Origin of the sequence: Micromonospora sp. NPDC049204 (assembly GCF_040647935.1) — a bacterium.
GTDB lineage: Bacteria > Actinomycetota > Actinomycetes > Mycobacteriales > Micromonosporaceae > Micromonospora.
In genome coordinates, this window is the sequence record NZ_JBEZDC010000020.1 from 101,004 (window position 1) to 113,901 (window position 12,898).

The window sequence follows — 12,898 nt, forward strand, 5'->3', positions numbered from 1 at the left end:
TGGTAGCGGGATTGAACAGTTGTCAAGAGGATTGCTATCGTCAAGGTCTTGATAGGCATCAAGATGCGGAGGCATTGTGCGAGACAGGGTCGTACTGATCACCGGCGCCACCAGCGGCGTCGGCTACCACCTCGGCCGTGACCTCGCCGTGCGAGGAGCCACGCTGCTGCTGCACGGCCGGGACCAGACCCGGCTCGACGCCGTCGCCCGCGAGCTGCGCGCGTTGACGCCGGACGTGCGTACATACCTGGCGGACCTGGCCGACCTCGACCAGGTCCGCGCTCTGGCAGCACGCGTACGCGAACGCGAACATCGGCTTGACGTACTGGTCAACAACGCGGCCGTCGGCGCGACCGACCCGACCCGACGCGACGTGAGCCGACAGGGCCACGAGCTGCTTCTGGCCGTGAACCATCTCGCGCCCTACCTGCTCACCACCGAACTGTTGCCGCTCCTGACCGCGTCCGCCCCGGCCCGTGTCGTGAACGTGGCGTCGATGGGTCAGGCCCGCGTCGACCTCGACGACCTCGGCTTCGAGAACGGCACCTACGACGCGGTCGTCGCGTACTGCCGGGCGAAGCTCGCGATGATCATGTCCACCTTCGACCTGGCGGCCGAGGTCCCGGCCGACGTCGTGACAGTCAATGCCGTGCACCCCGCCCACCTCATGGACACCCGAATGGTGCACGCGAGCGGCTTCACCCCGATCACCACCGTCGACGCCGGGGTGCTGCCGACACTGCGGCTTGTCGCGGACCCAGCTCTGGACGGAGTGTCCGGCCGCTACTTCGACCGCTTCGACGACGCGCCGGCCCACCAACAGGCCTACGACCTGGCCGCTCGGCAGCGCCTCGCCGCCGCGACCCAGGCGCTCGTGGCCGCGCGCTAGTAGGTGAAGGTCCAGAGGAAGTAGAAACCGGGTGCGTTGGGGCCGTACTGCCGGTACTCGCAGTAGTACCAGCTCCACAGACCGGTCCGGACGCCCTCGCTGCCATAGCTGTTGCAGAACTGGCCGTCGGAGTAGACATTGCGCAGCGTGCCGCCCTGCGGGTCCGCCGCAGCCGGAGTGGCGCCGGTCCCGACCAGCCCACCCAGTGCGAGCGTCACCGCCACCACCAGGGTCGCCCATCTGCGTCCGCGCATGAAGTCTCCTCCCACCACCGTCCGCGGCGCACCGACGCTCCCCGTCGAGCCAGGGCCGGGACATCGAAGTTTGTGAAAGTAAGGCTTACATGGACGTGCGCGATCCGATTCCCGACAACGGGCGGCGCTACCGCGATGATCCGCCAGCGTGATCTCCATCGAACGGCCATCCGCCCTGGCCACGCCGCGTCAGCCCGAGGCGCTCACCGCGCCGCCAGCAGTACGGTGGGCCGCGACCAGCGCGGGTACGATCCGAGCCACCGTCGCGACAGGAGCGGGGAAGGACCGGCTGATGAGCACCGATGAAACGCTCGCCCGCATCAACGAGGGCGTGCAGTTGCATCACCAGCACGGCCAGCGTGAAGCCGCTCGTGACCTGTTCGCAGAGATCTGGGACGACATCGGCGGCGAGGGAGGCGATCCCCTGCATGTCTGCGTCCTCGCGCACTCGATGGCCGACGTGCAGGACGACGCCCGCCAGGAGTTGGTCTGGGACCAGCGAGCGCTCGCGGCGGCCGATCTGCTCACCGAGGCGCGAGTCGCGCAGGCCGGCGTGCCGATGTCCGTGGCGGCCCTGTACCCGTCGTTGCATCTCAACCTGGCGGACTGCTATCGCAAGCTCGGCGACCTCGGCCGTGCCCGCGACCACCTCCAGCGTGCCGAGGCGGGGATCGACGCGCTTGGCGATGACGAGTACGGGGAGCTGATCAGGAGCGGCCGGGATCGGCTGGCGCACCAGCTGGCGACCACTGAGTAGGCGTATCGCCGGCAGACCCCGGGCGGAAGCTGCTCCCCCGGTGGCCGAGGCGCGAGCAGGCGGGACGGGTCAGGCTCGGTCGATGAGATCGAGGCCGGTCAGGTCGGCCGAGAGCGCCCAGAGCCGGGCCGCCGTACTGCTGTCGTCGGGGCTGCCGTCGGTGACCTGGCAGTCCGCGCAGTAGTCGCCGCCGTACGCGTCGAGGTGGGGTGAGGTGGCGGCCCAGACCTGGGTCGCCGCGCCCTGCTCGACGGTCTTGAACAGGCCCGGCGCGGGAGTGCCGTCCGCGTCGATCCAGCCGGCGGCGACCATCTCCTCGACCGTGAGGTGTCGTTGCAGCGGCGTCTGGATGTAGCCCGGGTTGACGGAGAAGGCGCGGACCCGGTGCGGTCTGCCGAGCAGGCCGAGGTGGCGGGCGAACAGGATGTTCGCGAGCTTGGACTGGGTGTAGGCCTCCCATTTGTCGTAGCCGCGCTCGAACTGCACGTCGTCCCACCGAATCCGCCACGACGGGTCGCGGCCGGAAGCGACCGAGACGACACGGGCAGCACCGGAGGCGGCGAGCGCCGGCCACAGCAGATTCACCAGCGCGTAGTGACCGAGGTGGTTGATCGCGAACTGCGCCTCCCAGCCGGGCCCCACCCGCGTCTCCGGGCACGCCATGACCCCTGCTCCCGCGACCAGGATGTCGAGGGCCGGATGCCTGCGGAGAAACCGTTCGGCGAACGCCCGGACGGAGGCGAGGTCGGCGAGATCGACCTGGTCGACCTCGACCCCGGCTGCGCCGGCGAGCGCCTGCCGGGCCGCGTCCGGCCGACGGGCGGGGACGACGACGCGAGCCCCGGCCTGGGTGAGCGCGCGGGTGGTGGCGAGACCGAGGCCGGAGTAGCCGCCCGTGACGACGGCGGTCCTGCCGGTGAGGTCGACGCCGGCGAGGACGTCTCCGGTCGTGCTGTGGGCGCCGAACCTGGTGTGGGTCATCTCGCTGGTCATGCCGGCGACGCTAGGCGCTAGACCGTGGTCTAGGTCAACGGGCTACGGGCTACCGACTACGGTCGGGGCTGTGTCGGACAGGGACCTGAGCATCGGACAGGTGGCGCAGCGCACCGGGTTGAGCGTGCACACCCTTCGGCTCTACGAGCGTAAGGGTCTGCTGGCCAGCGAGGTGCGGCGGGACGGATCCGGCAGGCGTGTCTACAGCGCCTGGGATGTGCAGTGGTTGGCGAACTGCGTGAAGTTCCGCGCCTCCGGGATGCCGCTCGCGACGATCGGCCGCCTGGCCCAGCTCGTCCGCGAGGGCAGCGGCAACGAGGCGGAACGACTCGAACTGCTCCGCGATCACCAGCGGCACATCGCCGAGCAGCTCGCGCAGCTGAGCGACTGCCTCGATCTCGTCAACGGCAAAGTGGCCAGCTATGAGGAACACCTCGCCGCCGGCGCGACCGGAGATCCCTGGCAGTAGCAACCCCGGCCCGCAGCGCACGCGCAACGGTGCGGAACCGCGCCTTGGTCGACGTCCACATCCGCAGCTGTCCGGGCAGAATCTCGGGATGAGTAACCGCGAAGAGGTGTTGCAGGGGAACGTCACCAGCGGGGTCGTGCGAGTCGGCGACACCGTTCGACGACCCGTCGGACCCTGGACGGAGATGGTCGACCTGCTGCTCGACCACCTGCACGCCGTCGGGTTCACGGCGTGCCCTCGCCCGCTGGGCCGGGACGAGCAGGGCAGGCAGGTGCTGGAATACGTCCCGGGCGAGATGGGTGCCGAGTCCGGCACCTACCCCGCCACGGAACTGCGCTCGATCGGGCGGCTGCTGGCGCACCTGCACGAGGCGCTGGCCAGCTTCGTACCGCCGGCCGGCGGGAGCTGGAACCAGGTCATCCCGCCGGACCGGGAAGAGATGATCTGCCACAACGATGTAGCACCATGGAACCTGGTCAGGTCGGATCAGGGCTGGGTGCTGATCGACTGGGACGGGGCCGCGCCAGGCTCGCGACTGTGGGACCTCGCGTACGCGGCCCAGAGCATGGCCGGCCTCCGCGCGGACCGGCCGGTGCCGCAGTCCGCGGCACGGCTGCGCGCGTTCGTCGACGGCTACGGCCTCGATGACGCATCCCGTCCGGCGCTGGCCGTCCTGTTGGGCTGCCGCGCCAGAGCCATGTACGACCTGCTGCGCGAGGGCGCCCGCCACCAGCGTCAGCCGTGGGCCAGGATCTGGACCGAGGACGGTCCCTACTGGCTGGCAACCGCCGACTACCTCGACGCGCACCGCGACGCCTGGCTCGCCGGGCTGGAGTGAGCAGAGCGGGGTCGGCGGTACCCAGGCGCCGCACCGATGCCGGACGATGTGTGGTGGCTCGGCACCGGGACCGCCGCGAGCCGCGAGGATCCACACGCACGATGGGAGGATTTCCGACGTGGCAGCCGATGCACCGCGTACTCCACAGCAGCGCAAGCGGGACACCCTCGCCCGCCTCGACCGCGACCTGGACGCGTGGGTCGCCTCAGCCGACCGGGACGGCAACGCCCATCTGGTGCCGCTCTCCTTCCTCTGGGACGGCGTGACCCTCACCCTGGCCACAACCGAGTCCAGCCCGACCGCGCGCAATCTGCGTGCCTCGGGACGAGTGCGGATGTCGGTAGGCACGACCCGCGACGTGGTGCTCATCGACGGCACCGTCGAGACGTTCTCGCGCGTGACCGTACCGGTCGATCTGGCCAACGCCTTCGCGGCGAAGCTCTGGGACGCTCGGGTCGGCGCAACCCCCTACGCGTACTTGCGAGTGACGCCTCGCCGGATTCAGGCGTGGCGGGAGGAGAACGAACTTGCCGGCCGGGACCTGATGCGTGCCGGTCAGTGGCTCGTCTGAGCGTCGGACCCGGCGGTTATCGGAGGTGACGTCGCATCCAGGCCAGTGTGGCGTCGGCGATCGCACGCCAGCCGGTGTCGATCGGCATCGAGTGCCCGCGGTCGGGGAACTCCTGGTAGTCGGTGACCGCCGAGGAGGCGCGGTACCGCTCGACCGTGGCCCTGACGACGGCCGCGGGCGCACTGTGGTCCCTACCGCCGGCCACCATGAGCAGTGGTCCCCGGGCCGGGTTGGCAGCGTCGATCGCGGCCGGTGAACGTCGGGAGAGGTTCGCGGACACCAGCTCGAACACCGGCCTGCCGGGTGACGGGATGACCCACTGCCGGTACAACCGGTCGGATTCGAGTGCGGTGAGCGCGTTGCCGTGGCTGTAGCGGAACTGCCGATCGGTAAGCGATACCGCCCGGCGCCGGTTGGCCGGGTTGCGCAGCAGGGGCCAGCCCACCGGAATGCTCGACGGCGCGCGGTTCGCCACACCTTTGATGGGTGGAGGTTGCAGCGCCACCGCCGCCGCCGCGAGGTCCTGATCGAGGAGGCGCTGCGCCACCAGGCCGCCGGTCGAGTGGCCGACGACGACCGGCCGTTCGCCGAGCGTGCCGATGATCTGCGCGTAGTGCGCGACGATGTCGTCGATGCCGACGCCAGCGACCCGGTCCGGCTCGTGCCGCGCTTCTGCGACCGTGCTCGGTTCACCCGGCCAGCCTGGATTCAGGGGGTCATGTCCCGCCGTCCGGAACAGCTCGACCCAGCTGGCCCAGGACGTGGCGTGCAGGAACATGCCATGGACGAACACCACGGGCGTACCTGTCGCTGCCATCTCTCCCCCTCCCGAGGGCACCCACCCTACGAACCGGCGTGGCGGGATGTCGTCCCTCGGCCGAGGGACGACATCCCGCAGACGGGTGACGGCAGGCACGCCGCGCGGTCCGCGACAGACCCGGATGTACGCGTCGGGTCGGGCCCGTCGAGGTGAGCCGTACGATCCTGGGCATGCCTGACGCCGCGGCGCGGTTCGCTCAACTCGCCAACGAGTACGAGCCCCGGAAGCGGGCAGCGACCGCACTCGTGGAGGTCTGGGACTGGTACACCTGGCCGGGCCTCGATCTGCGCCCGCTGCGCTTCGAGCGGGCCCTGCTCAGGCCCGGGCGTCGGCTGGAGGCCCGCCCCTCGGGGGATGTGGACGTCCTGCGACTCGGGTTCGATGCTCAGGGCCGGGTGTCCGTGGTCGAGGAGTACAGCGGTTTCCTGCACGGCCGCCTGCACCAGGAGACGTTCTTCCGGCACGGCGACGAGGTTGTCGAGGTGGCGCACTTCGACACGGACGGGCCGATCTACCTGCACGAGTACCGCTTCGACGACGGGTTGATGCGCTCGGCGGACATGGTCGCGCGCCGCGGCTCGGGCCGGGAGTCGTACGCGTACACCGACGGGCGGATCTTTCGCGTCGAGGTCGAGCACCACGGCCGCCCGCCTGCCGTACTCCTTGCCGAGCATGACGACGACGGCCTGCTCCGGCTCGTCGAGGCCACGGGCAGGCAGTCGCGGGAGCTCTACGTCCGACCACCGGCGGGCTTCGATCTCGACACGGCGTGCCAAGCCCTGGAAGACATGTTGGTGGCACTGATTCCGGCCGCGGCGGCACGGCTGCCCGTCGACGATCCCATCGCCTGCCTCGCCCTCGGCTACGCCGGGCCGGCGCAGCTGTCGCTCGGAATCAGCGCCGCCACCGCGGCGGAACGGGCCGACCTGCGCACGGTGGACGCCCGCGCAGCCTGGTCGCCGGAGGACTTCGAGGCCAGCACCGACATCGACCTCGACGACACCGGACCGGCGCGGCTGATCCGGCAGGAACTCACCCTCCTCGACGCCGACGACCCGGACGTCTCGGCCGGATCCGAGATCCTCCGACGACTGTGCTGCTCGGCCGCGGCTCGGCTGAACCTGCGCGACTGGTCGGCGACGCTGCCAGTCACCGACGATTTCGTCGTGTACGCCGTCGACCTCGAACTGGTCGACCTGGACCGGAACCTGACCAGCTGCCTGCCACCGGACCGACTCGCCCTGCTCCGCGAGCGGGGCCTGTGGTAGCGGCTCACCCCGCCCGTCGGACTTCTTACCGAACCGTGACGTGCCCGGCGACCGTTGACCGTTGACCGCGCGTCGGCCCGTACCGACTGGGGACAGCACATCACCGGAGCCGTTTACGGCTTTGAGGAGATTCCGATGAACCGCAGGAAGAACGGGACCGCACTGGTCCAGACCCGGCCGGTCCGGATCGCGCTGGCCGTGCTGGTGCTGGCGGCCACCGGTGCGCTCACCGCCACCTTCGTCTCCAGTGGCGGCAAGGGCACCGCGGACGCCGCCACCAGCCTCGACCAGTTCGTGCCGATCGAGAACGTGCCACCGAACGTGCGGAACCCGAGGCCGGCCGCCGGCGCGTCGACCGGCCGGTTCACCGTCGACTGCGGCACGAACAGGAACGGCAAGTTCAGCCCGGACAATCCGGTGGCCCAGCCCGGCATCCGCAACGGCGCCGAACACGTCCACGACTTCGTCGGCAACCTGGCCATCACCGCGAACTCCTCGGACGCCGATCTGGACGCCGCCGGCACCACCTGCCGCAACGGCGACAAGTCGTCCTACTTCTGGCCCGTGGTACGCATCGACAAGACCGTCCGCAGCGGCAGGCAGGTCCAGCAGGCCCTCGCCCAGACCCAGCCCATGGTCGTCTGTCCCTCGGCCGGCAGGAGATTGCGGGCCGTCCCCAGCTCGGCCCGCAACACCGTCGACCGTCTGCTGGCCGAGCTGGATCGCCAGCAGGCCGCCGCGAACCAGCGGATGACCGCCAGCCGGGGCCGGATCGACGCCGCGTTCAACCGGGAGGTCATCGACGCGCTGCGGGCCCGCCGGGCCGTACTGCTCAAGGAGATCAGCACCACGATCACCGCCGGCGGTGGCAATCAGCCCGGCCTGGTCTCGCTTGTCGACTGTGACGTCAGCTACGACGACATGCACGCCCGCATGCCCGACAGCGCCCACCGGGCGAGCGCCAACGCCGCCCAGGCCGCGAATCCGCGGATTCAGTGCCCGGCCGTACGGGACCGGCTGCCTGGCGTACCCAATCGGGCTCTCGCCGAGGTGAACCGCAACCTCGACGAGCTCGACCGGCAGCTCTCCGAGGCCAACGAGCGCCTCGTCGGCAGCCGCGGCCAGGGCGGCCCGGCCTTCGTCGACAACGCCATCCTCGGGCCGCTGCGCGCCAAGCGGGCCGCGGCGCTCGACCGGATCGCCATCGCGATCGGGCGGCAGGCCGCCCGCCCGGCGGGTCTCGACGCGCTCGCCGCCTGCAGGCTGGACCAGGCCCCCGCCACCCCGGCGGCACCGAGCAGCGCGCCCAGCGCACCCGCGGCGCTGCCCGATCCGCAGGGGCCCAACTTCGAACTACCCGGCAACACCGGCGGCATCGTCCGCCCGGCGCAGGTGTTGATCGAGTACCGCAGCAACCCGGTCAGCAAGGTGGTGCCGATGCCGAAGTTCCTCCGGGCTCTCACCGGCGACGCCAAGCCCACCAGCCGCGGTCCGGCCAACGCCCGTGCCACCTGGACCTGTTCCGGCTTCACCGACCGGCTCTCCGACAAGTACCCGATCTGCCCCACGGGCAGCCAGGTGCAGCGCGTCCATGACTTCCCCGGCTGCTGGGACGGTAGGAACATCGACAGCGACAACCACCGCAACCACGTCGCGTTCGCCGACAAGGCCACCGGCGCGTGCCCGCAGGGCTTCCAGGCGATCCCACAACTGCGGGTCACCGTGGCCTACGACATCGCCCGCAGCGTGCAGGTCAAAGGCCAGTACGCCCTCGACTCCTTCCCCGAGGAGAACCACAACCCGTTCTCCGACCACAACGACTTCGTCAACGTCAACTCCGTCCAGGCCATGCAGCGCATCGCCACCTGCATCAACAAGGGCAAGAACTGCTCCTGATGCCCCCGGGAAGTCTCCGCCCGCGCACTCGCACCATCCGGGGTACGGCTGGCACGGATGCTGAGCTTCCCGCTGCGCGGGCAGACCAGTCGGGGCGGAAAACAACCATCCCGATCGCTACACTCGCCGCAACGCCGGCACCGCCCGTGGACCTCGACCTGCGCCAATCCCCGACGAATGGAGACGCCTGTGACCCTCGACAAGGCGGCACCCCCCGGCATCGACCCCAACATTCCCAGCGTGGCCCGGGTCTATGACTTCTTCCTGGGCGGCAAGGACAATTTCGAGGTCGACCGCAAGGTCGCCGAGCACGCCCTGCGGATAACGCCGGACGGGCCGGCAGCCGGCCAGGCGAACCGTGCCTTCCTGCGTCGGGTGATTCGCTTCCTGGTCGCCGAGGCGGGCATCGACCAGTTCCTCGACATCGGATCGGGACTGCCCACCCAGGGCAACGTGCACGAGGTCGCCACCGAGCAGAACCCGAAGGCTCAGGTGGTGTATGTGGACAATGATCCCATCGTCCTGACCCATGGCCGGGCACTGCTCGCCGCGGAGGGCACCGCGACGGTGATCCAGGCGGACGCTCGCGCACCGCAGGAGATCCTCAACCATCCGGACGTACGTCGGGCCCTCGATTTTGACCGGCCGATCGGGCTGTTGCTGTTCGCGATCCTGCACCACCTCGGCGACGACGAGGATCCGCGAGCGGTGGCGGCGGCATTGATCGACGCGCTGCCCTCCGGCAGCTACGTGGCGATCTCGCACTTCCGCGACCCGGGCGACCGAGACCCCGAGGGCTCCCGCAAGGCCCGCGAGGTCGAGCGGGTCTTCAACGAGTCGCTGGGCACCGGCCGCTGGCGTACCGACGAGGAGATCCTCTCGTTCGCCGACGGACTCACGGTCCTGGAACCAGGACTGGTGCCGCTGGCTGAGTGGCGTCCAGATCCGGGTGCCCCCGCTCCCCAGCAGACCGACACCTATCACACGTTTGTCGGGCTCCTGGCCCGCAAGCCGTAGGCACCGTTCCGGGGAGGTCCGTCGGCGAGAGCGCGCTCCGCCGGCGGACACACCGCCCTGCTTCCTGTCCACGACTCGTCCGCTGCTTGGAAACGCGACAGCCGACCAGCGCGAAGCCGGCCAGATAGTTCGTCAGCGCACGCGAATGCCCCAACTCGTGGTGTGCGGCAACCGTCTCCCGACGTTAACTACGCCCACGCGGGCCTCGAGCTCCGGAGCCCCGACGGTAAGGCGTTCCACTTCGCCGGGGAGGACAATCCCGACGAGGCCGTCGATGAGATCGCCGATCTGATTATCGACCTGCGACAGTTGATGATCGAAGACGACAACGAGCCGTGGTACGGGTTCTCCATGACCGCACAGCGTGACGGCACCTTCACGGCCGACTTCTCGTACGAGCCTCCGACCGACTGATCAGCGCGGTTGTCGAAGGTATTGTCACCGGCATGTCGCTACCTGATCTGGTGCCGATTGCCCACGAACCGGGTTACCGCACCGACAGGGTGGGGCGGTACGCCGAGGGTCAGTTCTACGCGGGGATACACGGCGCCCATCGCGACGACGACCACGCGTCGGATCCGGACCGGGAACGGATCCGCTGGTACGCCTACCTGCACCTGTTCGACGCCGAGGGCCGCCACCGCCGGTCCGACATCTCGCTCGTGGCCACCGCTCCGTACCTTCGAGGCGAGCTTGGCGACCAGGCCGAGGCCCACGTGGAGGGCCTGCTCGATCAGCTACCGGATCGACAGTACGGCGACATCGCCATCCAGCTGTTTCGTGTGGTCCAGGACGGCGTCACGTTCGGTCTGATCGACGAGTCTGACGCTGAGCGAGGCGACAGGGTCGAGTTGTACCCGGACCGCCTCGGGTTCACCGAACCGTGGGACGGGCTCTACAGCACCTGATCGCAGCCGCTCCACACAGGACCGGTCGAGCGGCCGACGGCACGATCGATGCGGCCGGAGGGGATATCGGCTGACGGGACCGGCTGTCGTGGCCCATGCTGTGGGCGTGATCGTCATCCAGCGGGTACGGGTGCGATGGAGCGCGGCCGGGCGCGGCGCCCCACAGGCCAACGCCCGTCGGGGACTCGACCGCCCGGTGATACTTCCTGCGCCGCTGCCAGCAGGCGATGTGGTGGTCCACGACGTCCTGGCCGATGAGGCCGCCAGCTACTCGCTTCGCGGCGACGTACTGAGCGGTGGCGTGAGCATCGCCCGCGACCTGGCCCTGTGGCTCGCCTTCGAGGGCTCGGCGGTCACCGTCGAGCGTCTGCCCGGCAGCGCGGCGTTTCCCCGGACGGGAGTGTCGACCCGCCTGTTCACCCTCGCCCCGGGGCAGGTTGGCCGGTACCGGGCCAATTTCCGGCTCATCGGGTGCGAGTGCGACCCGAGCTGGTACTACGAGGACTGGATAGTCCACGTCAGCAACGGCAGTGCCACAGGCGACCGGTTTCTGCGCGGCGATCCGGACTGCGTCGTCGACAACCGTGTCCACCTCTATGGTGGCCTCGCCCCGCGGGCCAGCCGCTAGCGAGATGGTCATGAGCGCGCAGGACGTGGTGGGCGTGCTCGAGTCGGACCCGGGAGCAATGCGAGCCCTACCCGTCGACCCTGGACGCAATATCGCAATGGGCCGAGACGGCGACGTGCGGCTGGAGATCTGAACACCCTCGCCGGTACCGGCTTCGGCGGGTACGACATGAGTCAGGCCTGCTCGTCCTGCGGGATGCGTACGGTGAAGGTGGTGCCCTCACCCGGCACCGAGCTCACCTCGGCCGTCCCACCGTGCGCCTCGGCGATCGCCGCGACGATGGCAAGGCCGATGCCAGAGCCCTCCCGCTGCCGGCCGCGCGACGTCGCGCTGCGGTAGAAGCGTTCGAAGACCCGTCGGCTGTCCTCCTCGGTCAGGCCCGGGCCGTCGTCGGCCACCTCGATCACCGCGGTGCCGTTCGAGGTGGAGAGCCGGATCTCGGCGGCGGTCCCCGGCGGAGTGTGCCGGCGCACGTTGGACAACAGGTTGGCCAGCAACTGCCGCAGGCGCAACTCGTCGCCGGAGACCACGAGCGAGCCCGGCGCCTGCACGCTCAGCGAGCGGCCGGGCGCGATGGCCCGGGCGTCCGCCGCCGCCTCGGTGACCAGATGGGTCAGATCCACCTGCTCCCGGTCCAGCGGGCGGCCCTCGTCCAGCTTCACCAGGACCAACAGTTCGTTGACCAGCTGGCCCATCCGGGTCGCCTCGGACTCGATGCGTCGCATCGCGACCTCGAGGTCGGCCGGCCGGGCACCGGCACCGTGCCGGAACAGCTCGGCATAACCGCGGATGGTCGCCACCGGGGTGTTGAGCTCGTGCGAGGCGTCGGCGACGAACCGGCGCAGCCGCTCCTCCGAGGTCTGCCTCTCCTTGAAGGCAGTCTGGATCTGCACCAGCATCGCGTTGAGCGCCGCGCTGAGCCGCCCGATCTCGGTGTTCGGCCGGCCCGGGCGCACCCGACGGTCGAGGTGCCCGGCGCCGATGTCCGCGGCCACCTCGGCGATCCGGTCCAGCGGGCGGGTGCCCAGGCCGATCAGCCACCAGGCGATCAGCACCATGGCGGCCAGGATGACCGCCGTGGCGGCCGCCTGGGTACGGATGAGCTGACGGTTCGCCACGTCGTAGTCGGTGAGCGGCAGACCGACCTGCAGGATCGCCCGCCTGTCGGGCAGCCAGCCGGACCGCACCCGCCACTGGTTCGGCTGCTGATCTGTCAGCGTGACGGTCGCGTACACCGCGCCGTCCGGTGTGCTCGTGCTGGGATCCTTCGGCTGCAGCCGGATCGCGGGCGCCTGCCCGCCCGGATTCTGCAGGTCCAGCATCGGGGTCCCGTCCGGGGACAGGATCCGCAGAAGCACGAACGGCTGACCGCCCGCGCTGGCCGGCCGGCCGCTGCCGGCGCCGGACGGGCTCAGCCCGGTGCCGTTGTCCATCTGCGTCACGACCGCCGCGCTCAGCTGATCGAGCTGGGTGTCGGTGCGGGTGACCAGGAAATACCGCAGAGCGGCCAAGGTGGCCAGTGCGGCCACGCTCATTCCGGCCGCCAGGAGCACCGCGACCAGGACGATGAGCCGGCCCCGCAGGCTCATC

Annotated in this window: 15 protein-coding genes; 11 read left to right on the forward strand and 4 right to left on the reverse strand. The window is 70.2% G+C overall.

Translation table 11 applies throughout. The features are described from left to right. Nucleotides 1–76 precede the first annotated feature (76 nt). Entirely contained in the window at nucleotides 77–889 is an 813-nt protein-coding gene (locus AB0A90_RS29930) for an SDR family NAD(P)-dependent oxidoreductase (RefSeq protein WP_357254448.1), read from the forward strand. Here AB0A90_RS29930 and AB0A90_RS29935 read toward each other — a convergent pair. Continuing rightward, nucleotides 886–1,143 (reverse strand): hypothetical protein, encoded by a 258-nt coding sequence (locus AB0A90_RS29935; protein ID WP_357254450.1) that lies wholly within the window; start codon nucleotides 1,141–1,143, stop codon nucleotides 886–888. The genes AB0A90_RS29930 and AB0A90_RS29935 overlap by 4 nt on opposite strands. A 292-nt stretch (nucleotides 1,144–1,435) precedes the next feature. Here AB0A90_RS29935 and AB0A90_RS29940 point away from each other — a divergent pair, with 292 nt between their 5' ends. Then, nucleotides 1,436–1,900 carry a hypothetical protein gene (locus AB0A90_RS29940; RefSeq protein WP_357254451.1) on the forward strand — a complete coding sequence of 155 codons (465 nt, stop codon included), beginning with the start codon at nucleotides 1,436–1,438 and terminating at the stop codon, nucleotides 1,898–1,900. A 69-nt stretch (nucleotides 1,901–1,969) separates the two neighbouring features. On the opposite strand, the gene AB0A90_RS29945 is transcribed toward AB0A90_RS29940, so the two are convergent. Beyond that, nucleotides 1,970–2,893 carry an oxidoreductase gene (locus AB0A90_RS29945; protein ID WP_357254453.1) on the reverse strand — a complete coding sequence of 308 codons (924 nt, stop codon included), beginning with the start codon at nucleotides 2,891–2,893 and terminating at the stop codon, nucleotides 1,970–1,972. Between the two features lie 70 nt (nucleotides 2,894–2,963). On the opposite strand from AB0A90_RS29945, the gene AB0A90_RS29950 reads away from it, so the two are divergent. From AB0A90_RS29950 to AB0A90_RS29960, 3 genes are all read left to right on the forward strand, one after another. After that, the gene (locus AB0A90_RS29950) at nucleotides 2,964–3,362 is read left to right on the forward strand and encodes a MerR family transcriptional regulator (RefSeq protein ID WP_357254455.1); all 399 of its coding nucleotides are present in this window, start codon (nucleotides 2,964–2,966) and stop codon (nucleotides 3,360–3,362) included. An 88-nt stretch (nucleotides 3,363–3,450) separates the two neighbouring features. Next, nucleotides 3,451–4,200 carry a phosphotransferase gene (locus tag AB0A90_RS29955; protein ID WP_357254457.1) on the forward strand — a complete coding sequence of 250 codons (750 nt, stop codon included), beginning with the start codon at nucleotides 3,451–3,453 and terminating at the stop codon, nucleotides 4,198–4,200. Nucleotides 4,201–4,318: 118 nt separating this feature from the next. Further along, nucleotides 4,319–4,771, forward strand: coding sequence for a pyridoxamine 5'-phosphate oxidase family protein (locus AB0A90_RS29960; RefSeq protein WP_357254458.1), 453 nt, complete (start codon nucleotides 4,319–4,321; stop codon nucleotides 4,769–4,771). Between the two features lie 16 nt (nucleotides 4,772–4,787). Here the strand turns inward: AB0A90_RS29960 and AB0A90_RS29965 are convergent, their stop codons facing one another. Further along, on the reverse strand, nucleotides 4,788–5,588 hold the full coding sequence (locus tag AB0A90_RS29965) for an alpha/beta hydrolase (protein WP_357254460.1): 801 nt from the start codon (nucleotides 5,586–5,588) through the stop codon (nucleotides 4,788–4,790). A gap of 173 nt (nucleotides 5,589–5,761) precedes the next feature. Here AB0A90_RS29965 and AB0A90_RS29970 point away from each other — a divergent pair, with 173 nt between their 5' ends. The 6 genes from AB0A90_RS29970 (at nucleotide 5,762) to AB0A90_RS29995 (ending at nucleotide 11,308) form a co-directional block, all read left to right on the forward strand. Beyond that, complete coding sequence (locus AB0A90_RS29970) at nucleotides 5,762–6,859, forward strand: hypothetical protein (RefSeq protein ID WP_357254462.1); 1,098 nt, start codon at nucleotides 5,762–5,764, stop codon at nucleotides 6,857–6,859. Nucleotides 6,860–6,994: 135 nt separating this feature from the next. Beyond that, on the forward strand, nucleotides 6,995–8,755 hold the full coding sequence (locus AB0A90_RS29975; RefSeq protein WP_357254464.1) for a DUF1996 domain-containing protein: 1,761 nt from the start codon (nucleotides 6,995–6,997) through the stop codon (nucleotides 8,753–8,755). Nucleotides 8,756–8,944: 189 nt separating this feature from the next. Beyond that, nucleotides 8,945–9,772 carry an SAM-dependent methyltransferase gene (locus AB0A90_RS29980; protein WP_357254466.1) on the forward strand — a complete coding sequence of 276 codons (828 nt, stop codon included), beginning with the start codon at nucleotides 8,945–8,947 and terminating at the stop codon, nucleotides 9,770–9,772. A gap of 162 nt (nucleotides 9,773–9,934) precedes the next feature. After that, entirely contained in the window at nucleotides 9,935–10,186 is a 252-nt protein-coding gene (locus AB0A90_RS29985; RefSeq protein WP_357254468.1) for an immunity protein YezG family protein, read from the forward strand. Between the two features lie 32 nt (nucleotides 10,187–10,218). Continuing rightward, complete coding sequence (locus tag AB0A90_RS29990; RefSeq protein WP_357254470.1) at nucleotides 10,219–10,680, forward strand: hypothetical protein; 462 nt, start codon at nucleotides 10,219–10,221, stop codon at nucleotides 10,678–10,680. Between the two features lie 106 nt (nucleotides 10,681–10,786). Further along, on the forward strand, nucleotides 10,787–11,308 hold the full coding sequence (locus tag AB0A90_RS29995; RefSeq protein ID WP_357254472.1) for a hypothetical protein: 522 nt from the start codon (nucleotides 10,787–10,789) through the stop codon (nucleotides 11,306–11,308). Nucleotides 11,309–11,481: 173 nt separating this feature from the next. Here the strand turns inward: AB0A90_RS29995 and AB0A90_RS30000 are convergent, their stop codons facing one another. Further along, nucleotides 11,482–12,897, reverse strand: a complete 1,416-nt coding sequence (locus tag AB0A90_RS30000) for a HAMP domain-containing sensor histidine kinase (RefSeq protein ID WP_357254474.1) — start codon at nucleotides 12,895–12,897, stop codon at nucleotides 11,482–11,484. Nucleotide 12,898 lies beyond the last annotated feature (1 nt).